We start from the raw sequence: 18,971 nt of genomic DNA, 5'->3' as shown, positions 1-18,971 counted from the left end.
ACGTCCTGTGACAACACCGAACTGACCCACGTCGTGTGGGCCCCCGAGTGGCTGGACACCGTAGCTAGACAAATAGAAAAAGAGTTAGATCCTGTTCTGATCAACAACGAATAACGGAGGGAGACGTACGATGAGTATAAAAAATATCATGGTTATCGGCGGCGGTATCATGGGACGAGGAATCGCCTATGCAGGAGCAGCCGGCGGTTACAACGTCACATTATTTGATATTGATGACAACGTATTACAAGAAGCAGAGAGAGAAATAGATAGATTTTTTGAAACGGCAGTAGAACGAGGAAAGCTGGAAGCCACAACGGCAGAACAAGCGAAGGCAGCGATGACATTCACCACAGAAATGGAAAAGCAGGCATCCCATGCGGACTTCGTGATTGAAGCTGTACCAGAAAACATGGACATTAAACGTAACGTGTTTGAACAATTGGACCAATACACAAAAGACGATGTTATTTTAGCAACGAACACTTCGACGATGAGCCCTACAGAAATTGGATCCTATACTGGGCGTCCAGACAAAGTAATAGCTATGCACTTTTTCAACCCGGTGCCAAAAATGAAACTGGTTGAGATCATTCGCGGCCTCGAGACGAGCGATGATACAGCAGATGCAACGAGAGCGGTTGCTGAACAAATGGGTAAGAAAACGGTCGTTGTGAATGAATTCCCAGGATTTGTGACGAGCCGAATGAGCAGCCTAGTAGGTAACGAAGCCTTCCATATGCTACAGGAAGGTGTAGGCACTCCGGAAGAAATAGACCGCGCCATTGAACTGGGCTTGAATTATCCAATGGGACCATTTAAATTAGGAGATCTCGTCGGGCTTGATACACGTCTTCGCAACTTAGAATATCTCCACAAAACATTAGGAGAGCGTTTCCGTCCGAGCCCGCTGTTAGTGAAATACGTGAAAGCGAATCGCCTCGGCAAGAAGACAGGAAAAGGAGTTTATGACTACACAGAGGAGGGCGAGCGTCAATGAATCAACAATTGAGCTTTGAACATATGAAACTAGAAGTAAAAGAACAAGTCGGTATCATTACTATTGACCGAGCGGATAAAAGAAATTCGATGGACGTCGACAGCTGGGTAGAACTGGAAAAAGCGATTCAAGACATGAACAACAATGACGATGTCCGTGCGATTATCATTACAGGAGCCGGTGACAAGTCGTTTGCGGCGGGTGCCGATATTCGCTGGATTCGCGACAGGGTCCCTCTAGACATTTACGGCTCTGCTGTTCAAGACGTCCTCTTAGCCGTTTACCGTTCCTACAAACCAGTGGTCGCCGCTGTGAATGGCTTTGCGCTAGGCGGTGGCTGTGAACTCATGACAGCGTGTGATATCCGAATCGCCAGTGAAGAAGCGAAAGTCGGTCAACCAGAAATTAATTTAGGAATTTTACCGGCAGGCGGAGGAACACAGCAGTTAACGAAGCTTGTTGGACTGGCGAAAGCGAAAGAACTTATTTTAACTGGAAAAGTTATTACGGCACAGGAAGCCCTCAATATCGGTTTATTAAATGAAGTCGTTCCGAAAGAAGACGTGTTGGAGAAAGCGATGGAAACAGCGGTACTGCTTGCTTCCAAGCCACCCGTAGCAGTAAAACTTGCAAAAATTGCCCTGAATGAAAGTGCGACCGCAGATCTCAACAGCGGAATGGCGTTGGAAAAAGCGCTTCAGGCCGTCCTTTTTGGTACGAAAGATAAAAAAGAAGGCGTCGATGCTTTCTTGGACAAGAAAACACCAAATTTTGTGGGGGAATAAAGCATGGCACAAGTAAAAGAAGTCGTAATCGTAGATGCTGTTCGCTCGGCAGTTGGGCGTTATAATGGTGTGTTCAAACATAAAAGGCCGGACGATATGATAGCGGATGTCATCAAAGGCCTCATGGAACGAAACCCACAAGTCGACCCGGCTTCCATTGAAGAAGTGGTGCTCGGGAATGCGAACCAAGCCGGAGAAGACAACCGGAATGTAGCACGCATGGCGTCCATCTTAGCCGGGCTGCCAGAAGAAGTGGGCGGAACGACGCTGAATCGTTTATGTGGCTCTGGCCTCGATGCGGTCAGCTACGCGAGACGTGCGATCGCCTTAGATGAAGGGGAGGTTTTTATCGCTGGCGGCGTGGAAAGTATGACTCGCGCTCCTTTCGTAATGGCGAAACCTGAAAAAGACTTCCCGCGTGGCAACATGGAAATATACGACACAACCATTGGCTGGAGATTTACGAATCCAAAGCTACATGACATGGTTGGTTCTCACAGCATGCCGGAAACCGCTCAAGAAGTAGCAGACCGTTTTAAGGTGTCCCGAGAAGCACAAGATGAATTTGCCTACCATAGCCAAATGAAAACAAAAGAAGCGATGGAAAACGGAAAATTTGAAGATGAAATCATCCCGGTAGAAACGAAAATCAACCGCAAAGAAACAACGGTCATCAAAGAAGATGAGCATCCTCGTCCGAACACAACGCTAGATAAATTATCGAGTCTGAAGCCTTTGTTTCCGAATGGCTCCGTGACAGCCGGGAACGCTTCCGGGGTGAATGACGGAGCTTCCGCGGTTCTTTTGATGAGTAAAGAAAAAGCACAAGAGCTCGGTTTGACACCAATAGCGGTCATTCGCTCTGCCGCGTCCACTGGTGTAGAACCACAAGTGATGGGGCTCGGTCCAATCAATGCATCAAACAAGGCATTAAAACGTGCTGGCATCCGTACATCAGACTTGGGATTAGTCGAATTAAATGAAGCATTCGCTTCCCAGTCGCTCGTGTGTATCGATGAACTCGGCTTAAATCCCGACATCGTGAACGTCAACGGCGGTGCTATCGCCCTCGGGCACGCCCTCGGATCCAGTGGCTCCCGTCTCTTAACTACGCTTGTCCATGAAATGAAACGAAGAGAAGTGCAGTACGGACTAGCCACCATGTGTATTGGCGTCGGTCAAGGTATTGCCATGGTCGTTGAACGCTACGAATCGTAAAAGTGTTGGTATGATAAATGCCCTAGGATGCAGGGAACTCATTGGGAGAGTATCTAATGAGTAAGGATGGTGCCCTAGGACGAAGGGGTTTCCAAGCGAAGGTCATTATCCAGAGGTGTTACTGCCCTAGGGTGAAGAACACGCATTGGGAACGTAACTAATGAGTAAGGATGGTGCCCTAGGACGAAGGGATTTCCAAGCGAAGGTCATTATCCAGAGGTGTTACTGCCCTAGGGTGAAGAAACCGCATTGGGAACGTAACTAATGAGTAAGGATGACGCCCTTGGAAGAAGAAAATCCAAGGGCAAGGTCGTTAAGTGGAGAAAAAGCGAGGGATGGTTCCCTTGAGAGCAAGAATCTCACAAGATAGGTCATTAATCTGTGGTGTTACTGCCCTAGGATGCAGGGAACTCATTGGGAGAGTAACTAATCAGTAAGGATGGTGCCCTAGGACGAAGGGATTTCCTAGCAAAGGTCATTATCCAGAGGTGTTACTGCCCTAGGGTGAAGACACCGCATTGGGAACGTAACTAATGAGTAAGGATGACGCCCTTGGAAGAAGAAAATCCAAGGGCAAGGTCACCAAGAAACATAACTGGAAAGATATGTATTATAACTGTGAGGTAAAACTTCATGAAGCAAGCATTCATGATTTTTTCTGAAAAAGCTGCTCTATGAAGCGTTCATAAGACAAAGAAAACGGAGATAACAAGAAAACTATGTCTCATGACCATGAAAAACCACAATCTTAAAGCTATATGAACAATTTTCACTTAAAAAATTGGTGGTGCAGCAAATCACTGAAAAAGGGGAGAATCACATGGCTTCTATCCTGTCGTTTAACGGGAAAACCCCTTCGATTGCGGATGGTGTTTTTCTGGCACCGGATGCTCAAATTATTGGGGATGTCACCATCGAAGAAGGAAGCAGTATTTGGTTTGGAGCGGTCATTCGTGGTGATTTCGGTCCGATTCATATTGGAAAGTACACGAGCATCCAAGATAATTGTGTCGTGCATGTAACTGAGAAAGGGACACGGGTAGGAGATTATAATACGATTGGCCACGGTGCCGTTCTTCACGAATGCCAACTAGGCGCAAATGTTGTGATTGGCATGAATGCCGTTCTTCTCGATGAAACCGTCGTCGAATCGGATACAGTGATCGGCGCAAACAGCACGATTTCGGTGGGCACTCGAATCCCTGGCCGGACGCTCGCAGCAGGGTCCCCCGCCAAAGTCAAAAAAGAGCTTGAAGGGGAATCGCTCTGGTGGGTGCAAAACAGTGCCAACGAGTACATCGAACTTTTAAAGAAGTATCCCGATGACTATTTTCATAAAAACACAACAGCAGGGAGCCGTTGATCAACACCCTTCCGGTTCTCAACGACTATCAGATTTGGTCCATGGCCGAGTGAGAAGAAAAATGGAGGGGGTGGCTTATGGAGCTCAATCTTGAAGGGAAATCCGTTATCATTACTGGTGGGAGTGCTGGCATTGGGCTTGCTGCAGCGAAGGCGTTTGTCGCAGAGGGGGCGAATGTGCTCATTATCGGAAGAGATAAGGATCGACTCCAAGAAGCAAAAGCGACCTTAAAAGCTGCGCGCTTATCCGACCATACTTCTGTTCACACTGTGAGTGCCGATATGACGGAGGAGGAATCAATACATCAGGCGTTTCTACAAGCGAATCAACTTTTTACATCGATTGATATTTTAGTGAATAACGCCGGGGCTGCGAAAGCCGGTTCGTTTTTTGAAATCGATGACTCGTATTTCACGGACGCCTGGACATTGAAATTTCTCGGCTACGTCCGCATGGTCAGGCTCGTTGGAAAAGAAATGATACAACAAAAAAGCGGGACGATCATCAATATTGTAGGAGCGGCAGCCCGCACACCGAGTCCGTCCTTTTTGCCAGGAAGCACGACCAATGCGGCCATCATTAATTTCACAAGAGGAATTGCAAAAGAATTGGCACCTCATCATGTGACGATTAATGCCATCTCGCCTGGCTATACAGCAACGGAGCGAGCGGAACGGCTAGCGGGTCAGCAGGCTGACATGAAAAACATATCCGTGGAGGAAGCGAAACGAGCTATTACAGATAACATTCCATTAGGAGAAATGGTGAGACCGGAGGAAGTTGCTAATATGGCGCTGCTGTTAGCGTCTGGCTGTGTTCGTTCCATGACGGGAACCGAAGTGATCGTCGATGGTGGTCAACAGCCCGGAATCTAACTATCCAAACCATACTTTTGCCAATACAGCAAAGGTATGGTTTTTCACGTGCGTAAGAACGGTGACAAGAAAGTGACCTGTGGTACAATGACGGCGAAGTGTATGTCTTGGTAGAGGTAAGGAGAGGTGTCAAATGAGAAATCAACACGAGGACCGGGACCCGCGTTTTCGCATCGCACGGCGGGAAGCTTGGATCGGTGTAGGACTCGTACTATTCAATTTCCTATGGTGGTTTGGTTTCGCGTATGGTCTTGGTTCTTCTCCTGCAGAGGAGTACCGTTACATATTTGGAATGCCGGCGTGGTTTTTCTATAGCTGTGCGCTCGGTTCGATCGTCATGATGATTCTTGTGTTTGTTATGGTGAAAGTCTTTTTTCGTGAGGTTCCGCTTGACGAAGAGGAGGAATCGTCATGAACTGGGATACCGTGTTACCGCTGCTTCTATTCTTAGTCATTATTTTCTTCATTGGGTTTTGGTCGGCGGGACGAATGGGACAAGCCAATGATTTTCTCCAGGAGTATTTTCTCGGCAGCCGGGAGTTGGGCGGATTGATTCTCGCAATGACGATGATTGCGACGTACGGAAGTGCGAGCAGTTTCATCGGTGGTCCCGGAGCGGCTTACACGCAAGGTCTCGGGTGGGTTCTTCTTTCCATGTCTCAAGTGGCAACCGGTTATTTCGTATTAATGATTCTCGGGAAGAAATTTGCGATCCAAGCCCGTCAGTACAAAGCGATTACGTTGGTTGATTATTTAAAAGGGCGCTACAACAGTAAAGCGGTCGTATTGTTGAGTGCGGCGAGCATTCTCATTTTCTTATTTTCTGCAATGACCGCCCAGTGGGTGGGAGGTGCTCGTTTAATTGAATCGTTGACCGGGCTTTCGTACACATCGGCCTTATTTATCTTTGCGGTTTCTGTTCTTATCTATGTGATTATCGGTGGATTTCGGGCCGTGGCTGTGACGGATGCGCTCCAAGGAATCATTATGTTTGTTGGCACACTTATTATTTTAATTGGGACGATTTATGCCGGCGGCGGGATGAGCCAGATTATGTCTGATTTAGCGGCAGAGAATCCCAATCTGATTACGCCGTTCGGTCATGATGGCACGTTGACTCCTCAGTATGTCTCTTCTTTTTGGATTCTCGTCGGCGTTGGTGTCATCGGTCTTCCTCAAGTCGCTGTTCGTGCGATGTCGTATAAAAGCGCGAAAAGTATGCACCGTGCGCTCATCATTGGCACGATTGTGGTGGCGTTCATGATGTTTGGGATGCACCTCGTTGGAGTGATGGCGCGCCCGATATTGCCGGGAATTGAAGTCGCTGACTCGGTGATGCCGATGATTACGATGGAAGTGCTGCCAAATTGGCTGGCAGGCATCGTACTCGCTGCTCCGATGGCAGCTATCATGTCCACCGTCGACTCGTTGCTTTTGCTCGTCAGTTCAACCGTTGTGAAAGATGTGTATCTCAATTATGTGCAACCAAAGGCGTCTCATAAAAAAGTAAAACAAATGAGTTTTGGGGTGACAGCCGTTGTAGGCATCGCTGTGTTTGCGATGGCGTTAAGTCCACCAGACTTGCTGATTTGGTTAAACTTATTTGCGTTCGGAGGACTCGAAGCGGCGTTCATTTGGCCGATCGTCCTTGGGTTATATTGGTCAAAAGGAAACAAGTATGGCGCTATCACAGCGATTGTCCTTGGCGCCGGCTCCTATGGAATTATCTATCAATGGTGGTCAGATCCTTTCGGCATGCACCCCGTCGTTTTGCCCGTCTGCTTTTCTTTTTTGGGCTACATCGTTGCGAGCCTAATTACGAGGCAGAGGAAGAGATTCATGAAAGGATGACAATTCACGATATGACTTTTACAGTTGCTCGAATATATAAGTAGGAAAATTGATTCATTTTTAAAAAAGTTATATACTAGCAGGTTGATAGTATTTTTTCCAGCGCTATACCGGGAAAGAAGGACTGTCATGATCAAACCTAGGAGGAAGATAAAATGGCGAAAGATCGTTATCAACAAGGGATCGACAAAATTCAGGAGCTGACACAAGCAAGCGATGACCATCCAACGGGCTTTATGGACATCGGCGAAGGATTGAAAGATATTGCTCCTGATTTAAGCAAATATGTTGTTGAATTTGCGTTTGGAGACATATATTCACGTCCAGGAATAGACAATAAACAAAAAGTACTTACCACCATTACAGCCCTTGTGGCTCAAGGGAAACCGCAGATTGAAATGCATATTAAAACGGGGCTGTCCGTTGGTTTAAAACCGGAAGAGATAGTCGGCTGCATCGTGCATCTCATTCCGTATACAGGGTTCCCGAGTGTCCTGAATGCACTGTCGGTTGCTAAAAAAGTATTTGCCGAACAGGGCGTGTCTGTTAAAACCCCTGAGGACGAATAAAGCATTCCGTATGGATTGTCTTTTGCGCAGATTTTACTGTGTTCTCGTCTAAACAGGTGAAACGTGTCTCCCTTTTTTTGTAACATTTTTTTAAACAAATAGGTCAAAATGTTTAAGAATTTCGTCCTGCTTCCGATATTTAAGGAAGAGAGGAGGGGAGAGCACGACACACCTTTGGCATCATAACACCAATCCTCACTTCTGCAGTGAGAGTTCCATTAGGACGAAGATGTTCGTGCGAAATAGGATGAGAAATACATCGATTAAACAGAAACTCATATTAATTTCTGTCTTGCTGCTCATTGTCCCGATGGTATTTTTAGGGATTTTCAGTTATACGAACAGCAGTAAGAGCTTAGACGAATTAGGGGAAACAAACTTACAAAACAGCGTAGAAATGACGCTCGAGATGATCGACACCTTACATCAAGAAGTCGAAGCGGGAAGAATCCCGTTAGAGGAAGCTCAGGAACAGGTGAAAGTCGCTATTTTAGGGGAAAAGAACGAAGATGGCACCCGTCCGATTAATGAAAACATCGATCTCGGAGAAAACGGCTATCTTTTCATTGACAACGTGGAAGGAATTTCTCTCGCTCATCCCGCGATAGAAGGCGAGGACAGCTGGGAAGATGAAGACTCCAGTGGTCAAAAATTTGTCCAGGAGATGACTCGACAAGGCCAGAACGGGGGCGGTTTTACATATTATGAATGGCCGCATCCGGAAGATGAAAGCCAGATTGTCGATAAAGTAGCTTACTCGAAAATGGACCCTCATTGGGGATGGGTCGTAACAGCTAGTACGTATATGTTTGATTTTAACGAGCCCGCTCAAGATATTGGCATCATGAACATTGTAGTGATAGGAGTGGCGCTCGTCATTGGCATCCTCGTGATCTGGGTCTTTTCCAACCGGATTACGAGGCCGATCAAGCAAGTGTCGGAGCAAATGGATGCGATGGCGGAGGGAGATTTGACTCAGGAACCGCTCTCCATTCAGTCAAACGATGAAGTCGGACAGCTGGCGAAAGCGATGAATGGCATGCAGTCGAAATTGCAAACCATTATTGCCAAAGTCGCCGGTGCTTCGGAGACGGTCACCGGGCAAAGCGAGGAGCTCAGCCAATCCGCGAATGAAGTGAAGACGGGATCTGAGCAAATCGCAGTGACCATGCAGGAATTAGCATCCGGGGCAGAAACGCAGGCCGGCCACGCGAATGAATTATCACAGAATATGCAAACGTATGTCGCAGAAATGGAAGCGGCTGATCAAAGCAGTCAGCACATTGAATCGTCCTCCCAGGAAGTTCTCGGAATGACAAGAGAGGGCAGTGAACTGATGAATGAGTCCATGTCGCAAATGGAACGCATCGATGGAATTGTCCATGATGCCGTGCAAAAAGTACGTGGATTAAACGATCATACTCAAGAAATTTCAAAGCTTATTTCTGTCATTAAAGACATATCGGAACAGACCAATTTGTTAGCTTTAAATGCAGCGATTGAAGCCGCTCGTGCCGGTGAACAAGGCAGAGGCTTCGCCGTCGTCGCCGATGAAGTAAGAAAACTAGCCGAGCAAGTAACTGCTTCTGTGTCAGATATCACCAACATCGTGACGAGCATTCAACAGGAAGCCAGTGTCGTCACGGACTCCCTGCAAGGCGGCTATCACGAAGTAGAACAAGGCACCGTCAAAATTAAAGACACCGGTGAAAAATTTGAAGATATCCAAGCAGCTGTGACCGATATGACGAGTCACATTGAAGCGACTTCGGAAAACCTGCGGACCATTGCGGCGAGCACCCAGGAAATGAATGCATCGATTGAAAACATCGCATCCATCTCAGAGCAAGCGGCAGCAGGCATCGAACAAACGTCTGCTTCGTCCCAGCAAACAAGCACGTCCATGGAGGAAGTTACGAATAATACAGAAGACTTAGCAAAGCTTGCAGAAGATCTTCATTCAGTCGTACGCCAATTTAAATATTAACAAGAAAAGCGAAGCGCCTTGCTCACGAGCGACAAGCACTGGAAGGCCTTTGACAGAAGTCGCTTTTCGGCTTCTGCAAAGGCCTGAAGTGACCTCGAGCGAGTAGGCGCTGAAGCTAGACAAACAAGAAAAGCGCAAGGCACTTGCACAGGACGTGCTGGCTTCTGCGTTGCAAACAGGACGTTTGCGCTTCTAGCAGAAGAACCGTTATGCGACAAGCGCTGGAAATCCGCTGAGGAGGCTTGCCGCCGCAGAGCGGGTTGAAGCGACCTCGAGCCGATGGCGCCTGCAGCTAGACATCACTCCGTGAATACATTCCTATTTTTCAAGAAAAACCGGCCCTGCTCAGGCGAAGCGGCCGGTTTTTTTATGTAAGGGAGAGCAAGTGACGAAAGTGGATGTCACACGAAAAAACAAATTCATAAGACCAAAAAATAGGAGAGAAAGCCAAAAGCATGCTCCATGAACGAGTCATGGAACAGGTTTTCGAAAGCGGCTTCTCTTGTGTCCTTCAGTCACTCCGTAAGACATCGATACGTCGTGAAGGCGAAAAGACCACTATCTTCGAGTGTCTTTTTTCTCGTCTCATCCGTTAAGTGGGCAAAGTCTTCGAGTCTTGGGTAGAGTAGCGAAGATTGGTCCATCAACGGTTTGTCCAAATAAGCCGGATGGGTCATTACTTCGATCACGCCCGCCTCTCCTACATAGTCTGCAAGCTCATGAGGGGACCGCTGAAGCTCTCGAATATCTTCTATAAAGAGATCCGGCGTCCGTCGTCCCGGAGAAGTCGGCTGCTGTAAGGGATCGTAGACACGAGTGGGAAGCTGAAATTTCTCCGCGACACGAAGAAAGATATCAGTGATCCCAGGATAGGAATGAATATGATGGTGGCTGTCAAGGTGAGTAGGATGGATGCCTCCCTTGATCACTTCCTCGATCTGGCACGTCCACTCCGCCAACACTTCTTCCAGGTCCACTTCACCGCCTTCTTGATAATAAGAACGGGGATGAAACGTCCCATCGTCCTGTGTCAAAGAAGAAAGGTCGGAACGGATAGGTGTTCCTAACGTAAGATTTAAATGGACGCCGACACCGAGGCCGGGATGGATCGACGCTAAGTCATAAGCATGGCAGGCACCTGGCATGTTAGATAGAATGGTAGCGGAAGTCAGCATACCGCATTGATACGCATCGATAATCCCAAAATTTACTCCGCGAGAATAACCGAAGTCGTCACCATTAATAATTAATTTCTTCACATGGTTCCCCTTTCTACAACAAGCGCTCTCTATTTAAAGTAATTCATAATTCTAGATTTATTGAATGGCAGTGATTCGTAAGGTGTATGGATGCTGAAAGAAATTTGATCGTTTTCCAGATCAAATTGTTGCGCTTCAATTCGGATATTTTCGTTCTTGCTGATTTCTGTAACAGCGACATGAATGATTTCATTTTCGGGGTCGACTTCAATCCACTCAGGCATTCGATAATTGGACTGCACGTAGTCCAAGACTCTCCGGTTCGGTAACTGCAGCTGGCCAAGACTGATGGACTCTTGCTGCAATATCAAATCTCCATTGTCCTGAACGACAGGATCCAACACAATTAATGCAGGAATCTCTTGATTAAACGCACGAATGGATCCTGCCAGGCGGACATTATTTTCCAGGTACACCGTATAATCCATGTCCTGGTCGGCCGTTAATTCACGTAAATACCGATTAATCAGCTCATTTAAATTATCTTTATCCGAGACGATCGTAAACTCCAAGTCCGCTTCTTTTGGATCCGGGGCCGCAGGAAGCAAACGATCGTCAGGAGAAGATTGGAAAAGCAGGATGACATAAAAAATCACCCCGGCATTCAAAACAACTAAGAAGAAAAATAACCATTTCCAGATGTTTTGCTGTTTAATCTTGTTCTGCAAGTTCCTCATGTGGATTCTCCCTCTCCTCGCTTGGAAGCCCTCCTTCCTCGTTTCCTTCCAGCTCTGTTTCCAGATAATCATACACGCGGTCAGCAATGAGGGCATAGCCGCGCTGATTCGGATGGAAGTTATCTTCTGCAAAGTACGTCTCATCAGCCCCGACAAACAAGTCCTGTATCGGAATAAAATAAGCATTGTCTTCGGACTCTATCGTATCACGGCCAATTGTATTCCAGTCCTGCACAATTTGATCCAATTCCGGGATTTCTGAAAAGTACGTGTTAAACGGATTAAACACACCGATTAAGTAAATGGGAGCGTCTTCGTTCAATTCGCGGAGCCGTTCAAATACAAGGTCCAACCGTTTTTGATAATGATCGGTTTCTCCTTGAAATTTGTCATACGTTAAATCGGTGAAATTGGCTTTGGCGACTTTCATAATATCATTTGCACCGATGGTCACGAGAATCAGGTCCGTGTTTTCGATATCACGAACGATGTCAGGATCTTCCAACCGCTGAAGCAGCTGGTCTGTCCTGTTTCCCCGTTTCCCGTGATTTTTAATTTCTAACGAACCGATGGCACTGTTTGACTCAATCATTTCTTCCAAGATCCCGACGTACCCGCCGTTATCTGTGTTGTCTCCCACTCCTTGAGTTAATGAATCCCCGATGGCTACCATGTGCAAGCTTTCTTTTTGAATAAAAAGATCACGCGCATTTTCCACGACAGAAGCAACAACCGTTTGAATGTCACGATTCAGGGATGGATCTGTTTCTTCTGCGGCCGGAGTGATATCATCGGCCTGTTTCACTATTTCTGTATAGGAGGCCCCAGTTTCTGTTTGTTCGGGCGCAGGAGGGGCGCTGTCCGAAGAAGAAAGATCTACAGGGGGGGAGGAAACGCGGTTGACGAGCCAGCCTCCGGAAGCAAGCAAACTTATAAATAACAAAACACCAATCAGTGTTAAGATTTTTTGAATCACAACGTATCACACCTACTTCACGTCAGTTCTATGCTGACTGTTCTTCCCTACATTTTAACAGAATACCCCGTCTTTTTGACACTGATACGAAAGCATCTATTACAAGTATCTCTTTTCCATTTTACCCTGTATGGACCAGTTATAAGACCTCTCATTGAAAAAATATAGAGAAGAAATATACCGTTTTTTATTGTTATTCTTTTTCACCGTTTCGGTTTCGTGGAATAAGGAAATAAAGGAAATAAATGATGCAGAAGGAGGCACAGACTTATGCCTTGGACTATGAATGACTATCCATCGTCTTTAAAAAATTTTAAAAAACCGATCAAAAAGAAAGCTATTGATATCGCCAATGCCATGATAGATGAAGGGTACGACGAAGGCCGCGCGATCCCCATTGCTACCGAGCAAGCAAAAGAATGGTATGACAATGCGTCGAAAAAAGAAATCGATGACTTCTTGGAGGAAGGGGATCCGACGGAACGCTCCGAAGAAGGAAAACAATACGAAAACCGGCCGAAGCTTCTTGATAAAGCAGAGACGGTTGTCAGTCATGAAGACGGCTGGGCCGTACAAGCAAAAGATGCGAAAAAGCCAACAGAAGTATTTGATAACAAAAAGGACGCCATCGAACGAGCAAAAGATATTGCTGAGAACAAAGGAACCGAAGCTGTCATTTACACCGAAGACGGCAAGGTGGAAAAGCGTCACCGCTACTCCAATAACAAGTAAGACATCCTAAAAGGGGTGTCTTTTTTTTATCATTCTGGACACCGTATATCGTCTCCCTCGATTCATTCAGGATAAAACGAAGACATTTGTAAACCATAGAAGAGGGGAGGTGAAAGGCCAATGACAGTCGGCACACAAATTCAACAGTGTATTGCGAGCTGTGAAAGCACACTAGCCAGCTTGCATTCTTTCGCATTAGAGACACAAGATCAAAACGCAAAACAGATGTTTCAAAACTTAGCGACTCAACAAGAACAAATTTTAATGAACTTAAAAACTCGTCAACAGTTCATTGAAAACGAGGAACCTCAATATAAACAGCAGTAAGTATTTCGATCAAAATGGGGCTCCCCGCTTTAGGTGGGGAGTCGTTTCCCATCAAATTTGAAGCACCGTTCCGATTCTGGAGTCGTCGGGGTCTTCCGCCGAAGTTGCGGCAGAGAGTTTCTTCGCCATGTCATCAGCACTTCTGTCCGATAGGCGTGCGGTTTCCGCTTTACTTAATGAGGTGATAGTGTTGGATGCTTTTATTCAGTATGGGTTAATCCCCCTTCTCATTTTCTTGATGGCCATGATTTACATTCGCTTGAGCGGAAAAAAAGCAGTCACTGAAATGAGTAACGCCGATGTTCTTTTTGTCCTCATTCTCGGTGTGATTCTCAGTGGTCCGCTAGTATCGAGCGAGCCTTTGGATGCGTTAGCCTACAGTTTTCTGTTCTTACTAGCATATGTATTATTTACTTACGCGGCTCAGTACCGTCGATTTCGTCCGCTTCTCGTTTCCCCGCCAACCGTTCTCCTAAGAAATGGAGACATTGATGAAAAAGGATTGCAGGAAGCACGGATGACGACGAGTCAGCTTTTGAGTGCTTTGCGTCAACGCGGCATTACGAAAACAGGAGATGTCGAAATGGCGGTCATGGAAGATACAGGAAAAATTAGTGTCATCCCGAAAGCACACGCTCGACCATTGCAGCCGCAAGATATTCAACTCCACCCCACACCGGAGTATGTGCCGATTCCCTTGATCATGGACGGTGAGCTGCTTCGTCACAATTTAAGGTATTTGGAAAAAGAAGAAGGCTGGCTAGATGCCCAATTGCAAGCGTTCGGGTTAAATAAGGATCAGATAGCTGACATTAGCTTAGCGGTTTATCATCAAGACGGATCGGTGTCTATCGATAGAAAGAAATCGGGTAGTAATAAAGGAAGAACCGATTCAGCCATTAATGAAGTCGACATGCCAGAGAACGCGACGTAAACATGGACGACATGCGCACCCCTCTTCGTCGGAAAAGGGGTGTTTTTACTTTCCGCCAATGCATAAGAATGCGTTCCATGTTAAGATGGTTGTAGGAAAATTCGCAACAGGATGCGGGTTATCCTGTGACAAGGATCATACATAAAAAGAGGGACGGGGATGTCCGTGACCTCTGACTTACCTTGAAAAACACGTCCTTTGATTGTTCGGGAAATGATAAAAGCTATTCACTTGAGGATAACTTTTGTGAAAGGTTAGCTACGTTCTGCTTCAGGCACCATCGGCTCGAGGTCGCTTCAACCCGCACTGCCGCGGCAAAGCCTCCTCAGGCCCGCAGGTAATTGACCTTTTGCTAAAAACATACACATCCTGTGTATAACGCAAAAGTCAGCACATCCTGTGCAAGCCAGTTCGACGTTGTCACAGGAACTTCCGCAGGAGGCGGTGGCTTCTACGTTGCACACACGACGTGTGCGGTTTTAGTAGAAGTACCTCTCCAACATAGTCGAACATCCTTACATGCTTGCGCTTTTTTATTTGTCTAGCTGCGGCGTCCAGCCACTCGGGAGGCCCACACGATGTGGGTCAGATCGGCGTTGTCTCAGGACGAGACGCCTTTAGCCGATCTTCCATCTGGTCCATTCAAAGAAAGCAAAAGGCGGCTTTCTTTGCTGGTCCTCCAGATCCTGTCGTGGCTGAGCGGGACGCCTCGGCTTTTCTTAGAAAACGCTATTTTTACCAAAGTTACGGAGGGGAAGGATACATGAAACAAAAAGTAGTGGCCTACAGCCGTGTTCGGAAGCCGGCACGCGAATTGCTTAGTGAAAAATTTGATCTCCGGCACTATCCGTACGGAACGGACGTCACGGATGAGAATTTTAAAAAAGATCTCCAAGAGGCCGTCGGTTATATCGGCTTAGAAAAAACAGTAGATGATGAATTTTTAAAGCATGCTCCGAATGTCAAAGTGGTGAGTAACGTTTCTGTCGGTTACGATAACTTTGATATCGAAGCAATTACAAAGCATGGGGTGATGGCGACAAATACACCTGGCATTCTTGATGACACGGTAGCGGATGCCATTTTTGGATTAGTGCTTGCTACCGCGCGTCGCATTCCTGAGCTGGACCGTTACGTCAAAGAAGGAGACTGGACCGAAGCTTTGCCAGATGAGAGATTCGGCGTGGATGTTCATCATAAAACACTGGGAGTCATCGGTGCAGGCCGGATTGGACAGGCGATTGCAAAACGGGGACGCTTCGGGTTTGATATGGATATTTTATATCATAACCGGTCACAGAAACCTGACTTCGAAGAGAAAATGGATGCTGTCTACTGTGCAGAATTGGATGAATTACTGGAGAAGTCGGATTACGTATGCTTGATGACCCCTGCTACTCCCGAAACACAGAATTTAATGAGTACCGAACAATTTAAAAAAATGAAAGACACGGCGATTTTCATTAATGGTTCTCGCGGTGCAACGGTGGATGAGGATGCGCTCGTTGAAGCGTTAACTAACGGGGATATCTTAGCAGCTGGATTAGACGTGTTCAAAGAGGAACCTGTGTCCGCGGATCATCCTTTGTTGCGACTCGAAAACGTGGTAACGACACCTCATATCGGTTCTTCCACAGGCGAAACAGAAGACAACATGTCCATCCTTGCAGCTGAAAACTTGATCGCCGCGGTTGAAGGAAAACGTCCGCCTAACTTGATCAACGAAGAGGTTTGGAAGAAAAACTAGAAAAACAACCAACATCAAGGAGGAATCACAATGTTAGACCAATTAAAGTCCCATGCATCCGTAAGAAAATATACAGATGACCCGATCTCTGATGAAACCCTTCATGAATTGCTGGAAGCCGGTCAGTCCGCCGCTTCGTCCCACTTTGTCCAAGCTTACTCTGTCATTGACATCACGGACCCGGAAAAGCGCGAACGGATGGCGGAGTTTTCCAAAAACCCGGTTCAATTTAAAGGAGCCGCCCGTGCTCTCGTTTTTTGTGCGGATTTGAAAAGACTCGAACATGCGGTGAAAAAGCACGGCCGTGAGATCCAAGCAGATACAACGGAAAACTTCATCGTATCCATTGTTGACACCGCTCTCATGGCTCAAAATTTTGTGACGGCGGCTGAATCGAAAGGTTACGGAATCTGTTACATCGGCGGCGTGCGCAACAACCCGGGCCCGATCAGCGAATTACTCGGCCTTCCTGATCACGTTATGCCTCTCTTTGGATTAACCATCGGCGTGCCAGCGGAAAAAAATGAAGTCAAACCACGCCTTCCCGTGGAAGCTATTTTACATACGAACGAATACGACGAGGAAAAGTATGAAGGCTTGTTAGCCGACTTTGATGAAGAACTGCTTGCTTATTATAAAAGTCGCTCAAGCAATCAGAAATCCATCAGCTGGACCGAAAACATGGCTAACTTTTTATCGGAACCACGCCGCGACTACATGAAAGATTTCGTCCAATCGAAAGGATTCGCAAAAAAATAATAAATCATCTATGGCCGGAACGGAGAGACCTCCCTCCGGCTTTTTATTGCGTTTGGATCGATAAAAGCTATTCGCTCATGGGTGACTTTTTTGAAAGGGTTAGCTACTTCCAGCTCCAGGCGCCACGGCTCGAGGTTCCTGTGGTTCGTCCATGGAGAGGAGAGAGCACCTTCCCGTATGTTATATTTCCAAAATTTGGGAACAGTAAGTGGAAACCAATGTGTACCATGGATATTCATTGGGTATAAAAGGGGAGGGCCCCGAACGAAACATATAGAGAAGAGGCTGGGACAAAACTAGAATAGTCAACTCTAAAGACGAACGATCACATGTTGGAGGAGTCACCCGTTTCATAAACGCAGTGTATCAGCGTAGTCAAAATACGTAGACTCCAGCGGGAACAGCACGAGCTGAAGATCCCGCAGGAAAGGCGTTTTCGCTTTCCGAGGAAGCTAAAGCCGTGCCCGCGGAAAGCGAAGTATTTTGACAAAGCGACAACATAAGTTGTTCGGATTTATCTTTCATTTAAATACTTTTGTCCCAACCTCTTTTGCTATATCCCGATCATTCGGAAGTTCCATGTATTATTTTTCCACGTCCACTTTGACTCTCCAGCCGAAAGGATCCTTTTCTTCATTCGTCTGAATGCCAGCGATCGTATTAGCGAGGTCAAGAGACAGCTTTCCCGTTTCATTCTCGTTCACGGTAATTTCTTTGTCTTTCCACTTCAACGTACCGACGGGTGAAATAACCGCAGCGGTCCCGGTTCCAAACACTTCTTCTAACTGCCCGTTTTCTGCCGCTTCAAATACTTCTTCGATGGAAATACGGCGCTCGCTCACGGGGACATCCCAATGCTTGAGTAATTCGATGACAGAGTCACGAGTGATACCAGCGAGAATGCTTCCGTTCAATGCGGGGGTGACGACTTCTCCATTGATCTTGAAGAAAATATTCATGCTGCCGACTTCTTCCACGTATTTTTTTTCAAAGCCATCGAGCCAGAGGACTTGATCGTAACCGAGTTCTTCCGCTTTCATTTGAGCACTCAAGCTCGCAGCGTAGTTACCGGACGTTTTCGTAAATCCAACCCCGCCTTTGACGGAACGGACATATTCATCCTCTACATAAATTTTGACCGGGCTCATTTGGTCAGACGTGGAATAGTAAGAACCAACCGGTGACATGATGATCATTAATTTATATTCTTCCGCGGGCTTCACATTAATGACAGGCTCGGTTGCGATAATAAACGGACGGATATAGAGCGACTGGCCTTTTTTCGTTGGAATCCAGTCTTGATCGATATGTACTAACTCTTTCAACGCATGCACCATAAAATCGACGTCAATTTCCGGGATACTGAGACGTTTATTGGAAACGTTTAAGCGTTGAAAGTTTTTTTCCGGGCGGAAGAGCAGGATATCGTTGTTCGATTTATATGCCTTCAGCCCTTCAAACACAGACTGTCCGTAATGAAAAACGAGCGCAGACGGGTCCAGCGTCAATGGAGCATAAGGCTCAATGCGCGGGTCGTGCCATCCTTTTTCCGCATGATAATCCATCACAAACATGTGATCCGTAAAGTTTTTTCCGAAAGCCAAATGGCTATAGTCTGGTTTCGGCTTTCTTTCTGTGACTTCATGAATGGTAAGTTCCAGTGCCATGCAGACAACCCTCTTTCTTTCTTATTGGATAGGAAAGTATAACATTCTTGAAATTGTGTCCAGCTCCAGCGCCCAGCCACTCGAGGCCCACAGGTGATTGTGCTTTTGCTAAAATCACAAACGTCAACAGTTGATCTTCTGCTAAGAACGCAAACGTCCGATGTGGATCTTTTGCTAAAATCACAAACGTCAACAGTTGATCTTCTGCTAAGAACGCAAACGTCCGATGTGGATCTTTTGCTAAA

The 18,971-nt window shown here is 46.5% G+C and carries 19 protein-coding genes; 14 read left to right on the top strand and 5 right to left on the bottom strand.

What is annotated here, in order from left to right:
• Positions 1 to 130: 130 nt before the first annotated feature.
• From BM095_RS06155 to BM095_RS06115, 9 genes are all read left to right on the top strand, one after another.
• Positions 131 to 1,000, top strand: a complete 870-nt coding sequence (locus tag BM095_RS06155; protein WP_091658969.1) for a 3-hydroxyacyl-CoA dehydrogenase — start codon at positions 131 to 133, stop codon at positions 998 to 1,000.
• The gene (locus tag BM095_RS06150) at positions 997 to 1,785 is read left to right on the top strand and encodes an enoyl-CoA hydratase/isomerase family protein (protein WP_245757829.1); all 789 of its coding nucleotides are present in this window, start codon (positions 997 to 999) and stop codon (positions 1,783 to 1,785) included. Before BM095_RS06155 ends, BM095_RS06150 begins: the two co-directional genes overlap by 4 nt.
• A 3-nt stretch (positions 1,786 to 1,788) precedes the next feature.
• Positions 1,789 to 3,003: a thiolase family protein gene (locus tag BM095_RS06145; protein ID WP_091658967.1), complete on the top strand. Its 1,215-nt coding sequence runs from the start codon at positions 1,789 to 1,791 to the stop codon at positions 3,001 to 3,003.
• An 820-nt stretch (positions 3,004 to 3,823) separates the two neighbouring features.
• Entirely contained in the window at positions 3,824 to 4,366 is a 543-nt protein-coding gene (locus BM095_RS06140) for a gamma carbonic anhydrase family protein (RefSeq protein WP_091658964.1), read from the top strand.
• A 77-nt stretch (positions 4,367 to 4,443) separates the two neighbouring features.
• On the top strand, positions 4,444 to 5,241 hold the full coding sequence (locus tag BM095_RS06135; protein ID WP_091658959.1) for an SDR family NAD(P)-dependent oxidoreductase: 798 nt from the start codon (positions 4,444 to 4,446) through the stop codon (positions 5,239 to 5,241).
• A 133-nt stretch (positions 5,242 to 5,374) separates the two neighbouring features.
• Positions 5,375 to 5,656, top strand: coding sequence for a YhdT family protein (locus tag BM095_RS06130; protein WP_091658956.1), 282 nt, complete (start codon positions 5,375 to 5,377; stop codon positions 5,654 to 5,656).
• Positions 5,653 to 7,092: a sodium/pantothenate symporter gene (gene panF / locus BM095_RS06125; protein ID WP_091658953.1), complete on the top strand. Its 1,440-nt coding sequence runs from the start codon at positions 5,653 to 5,655 to the stop codon at positions 7,090 to 7,092. Before BM095_RS06130 ends, panF begins: the two co-directional genes overlap by 4 nt.
• A 155-nt stretch (positions 7,093 to 7,247) precedes the next feature.
• Positions 7,248 to 7,661, top strand: coding sequence for a carboxymuconolactone decarboxylase family protein (locus BM095_RS06120; RefSeq protein ID WP_091658950.1), 414 nt, complete (start codon positions 7,248 to 7,250; stop codon positions 7,659 to 7,661).
• Positions 7,662 to 7,896: 235 nt separating this feature from the next.
• On the top strand, positions 7,897 to 9,648 hold the full coding sequence (locus BM095_RS06115; protein WP_407639137.1) for a methyl-accepting chemotaxis protein: 1,752 nt from the start codon (positions 7,897 to 7,899) through the stop codon (positions 9,646 to 9,648).
• A gap of 515 nt (positions 9,649 to 10,163) precedes the next feature.
• Here BM095_RS06115 and BM095_RS06110 read toward each other — a convergent pair.
• From BM095_RS06110 to BM095_RS06100, 3 genes are read right to left on the bottom strand one after another with little or no spacing between them, the layout of a single operon-like run.
• Entirely contained in the window at positions 10,164 to 10,907 is a 744-nt protein-coding gene (locus BM095_RS06110) for a carbohydrate deacetylase (protein ID WP_091658944.1), read from the bottom strand.
• Positions 10,908 to 10,936: 29 nt separating this feature from the next.
• Positions 10,937 to 11,584, bottom strand: a complete 648-nt coding sequence (locus BM095_RS06105; protein WP_177194718.1) for a YpmS family protein — start codon at positions 11,582 to 11,584, stop codon at positions 10,937 to 10,939.
• Positions 11,559 to 12,560 carry an SGNH/GDSL hydrolase family protein gene (locus tag BM095_RS06100; protein WP_091658938.1) on the bottom strand — a complete coding sequence of 334 codons (1,002 nt, stop codon included), beginning with the start codon at positions 12,558 to 12,560 and terminating at the stop codon, positions 11,559 to 11,561. The genes BM095_RS06105 and BM095_RS06100 overlap by 26 nt, the downstream gene beginning before the upstream one ends.
• 270 nt (positions 12,561 to 12,830) lie before the next feature.
• On the opposite strand from BM095_RS06100, the gene BM095_RS06095 reads away from it, so the two are divergent.
• The 5 genes from BM095_RS06095 to nfsA all read left to right on the top strand — a co-directional run bounded on the left by BM095_RS06095 (position 12,831) and on the right by nfsA (position 17,059).
• Positions 12,831 to 13,292: a DUF2188 domain-containing protein gene (locus tag BM095_RS06095; RefSeq protein ID WP_091658934.1), complete on the top strand. Its 462-nt coding sequence runs from the start codon at positions 12,831 to 12,833 to the stop codon at positions 13,290 to 13,292.
• A gap of 120 nt (positions 13,293 to 13,412) precedes the next feature.
• Complete coding sequence (locus BM095_RS06090; protein WP_091658931.1) at positions 13,413 to 13,619, top strand: DUF1657 domain-containing protein; 207 nt, start codon at positions 13,413 to 13,415, stop codon at positions 13,617 to 13,619.
• A gap of 127 nt (positions 13,620 to 13,746) precedes the next feature.
• A complete protein-coding gene (locus tag BM095_RS06085; RefSeq protein WP_091658928.1) occupies positions 13,747 to 14,553 on the top strand; it encodes a DUF421 domain-containing protein in 807 nt (268 codons plus the stop codon).
• Positions 14,554 to 15,316: 763 nt separating this feature from the next.
• A complete protein-coding gene (locus tag BM095_RS06080) occupies positions 15,317 to 16,300 on the top strand; it encodes a 2-hydroxyacid dehydrogenase (RefSeq protein ID WP_091659806.1) in 984 nt (327 codons plus the stop codon).
• A 30-nt stretch (positions 16,301 to 16,330) separates the two neighbouring features.
• Entirely contained in the window at positions 16,331 to 17,059 is a 729-nt protein-coding gene (nfsA, locus tag BM095_RS06075) for an oxygen-insensitive NADPH nitroreductase (RefSeq protein ID WP_091658925.1), read from the top strand.
• Positions 17,060 to 17,643: 584 nt separating this feature from the next.
• Here nfsA and BM095_RS06070 read toward each other — a convergent pair.
• Together BM095_RS06070 and BM095_RS06065 are read right to left on the bottom strand one after the other, a co-directional pair.
• Positions 17,644 to 18,726, bottom strand: coding sequence for a branched-chain amino acid aminotransferase (locus tag BM095_RS06070; protein ID WP_091658922.1), 1,083 nt, complete (start codon positions 18,724 to 18,726; stop codon positions 17,644 to 17,646).
• Positions 18,701 to 18,971, bottom strand: a 271-nt coding sequence (locus BM095_RS06065) for a hypothetical protein (RefSeq protein ID WP_177194717.1), incomplete at its 5' end; no start/stop codon positions are given. The genes BM095_RS06070 and BM095_RS06065, both read right to left, overlap by 26 nt.

The sequence above is a fragment of the Alteribacillus iranensis genome (assembly GCF_900113025.1).
Lineage (GTDB): Bacteria > Bacillota > Bacilli > Bacillales > Marinococcaceae > Alteribacillus_A > Alteribacillus_A iranensis.
This window is presented reverse-complemented; position numbering and strand designations above follow the sequence as displayed.

Bases quoted from the DNA above. Each gene is read 5' to 3' on its own strand.
- BM095_RS06095 (WP_091658934.1), top strand. From the start codon at position 12,831: ATGCCTTGGACTATGAATGACTATCCATCGTCTTTAAAAAATTTTAAA.
- BM095_RS06090 (WP_091658931.1), top strand. From the start codon at position 13,413: ATGACAGTCGGCACACAAATTCAACAGTGTATTGCGAGCTGTGAAAGC.
- BM095_RS06130 (WP_091658956.1), top strand. From the start codon at position 5,375: ATGAGAAATCAACACGAGGACCGGGACCCGCGTTTTCGCATCGCACGG.
- BM095_RS06140 (WP_091658964.1), top strand. From the start codon at position 3,824: ATGGCTTCTATCCTGTCGTTTAACGGGAAAACCCCTTCGATTGCGGAT.
- BM095_RS06120 (WP_091658950.1), top strand. From the start codon at position 7,248: ATGGCGAAAGATCGTTATCAACAAGGGATCGACAAAATTCAGGAGCTG.
- BM095_RS06145 (WP_091658967.1), top strand. From the start codon at position 1,789: ATGGCACAAGTAAAAGAAGTCGTAATCGTAGATGCTGTTCGCTCGGCA.
- BM095_RS06085 (WP_091658928.1), top strand. From the start codon at position 13,747: ATGTCATCAGCACTTCTGTCCGATAGGCGTGCGGTTTCCGCTTTACTT.
- BM095_RS06150 (WP_245757829.1), top strand. From the start codon at position 997: ATGAATCAACAATTGAGCTTTGAACATATGAAACTAGAAGTAAAAGAA.
- BM095_RS06105 (WP_177194718.1), bottom strand. From the start codon at position 11,584: ATGAGGAACTTGCAGAACAAGATTAAACAGCAAAACATCTGGAAATGG.
- nfsA (WP_091658925.1), top strand. From the start codon at position 16,331: ATGTTAGACCAATTAAAGTCCCATGCATCCGTAAGAAAATATACAGAT.
- BM095_RS06070 (WP_091658922.1), bottom strand. From the start codon at position 18,726: ATGGCACTGGAACTTACCATTCATGAAGTCACAGAAAGAAAGCCGAAA.
- BM095_RS06080 (WP_091659806.1), top strand. From the start codon at position 15,317: ATGAAACAAAAAGTAGTGGCCTACAGCCGTGTTCGGAAGCCGGCACGC.
- BM095_RS06135 (WP_091658959.1), top strand. From the start codon at position 4,444: ATGGAGCTCAATCTTGAAGGGAAATCCGTTATCATTACTGGTGGGAGT.
- BM095_RS06155 (WP_091658969.1), top strand. From the start codon at position 131: ATGAGTATAAAAAATATCATGGTTATCGGCGGCGGTATCATGGGACGA.
- panF (WP_091658953.1), top strand. From the start codon at position 5,653: ATGAACTGGGATACCGTGTTACCGCTGCTTCTATTCTTAGTCATTATT.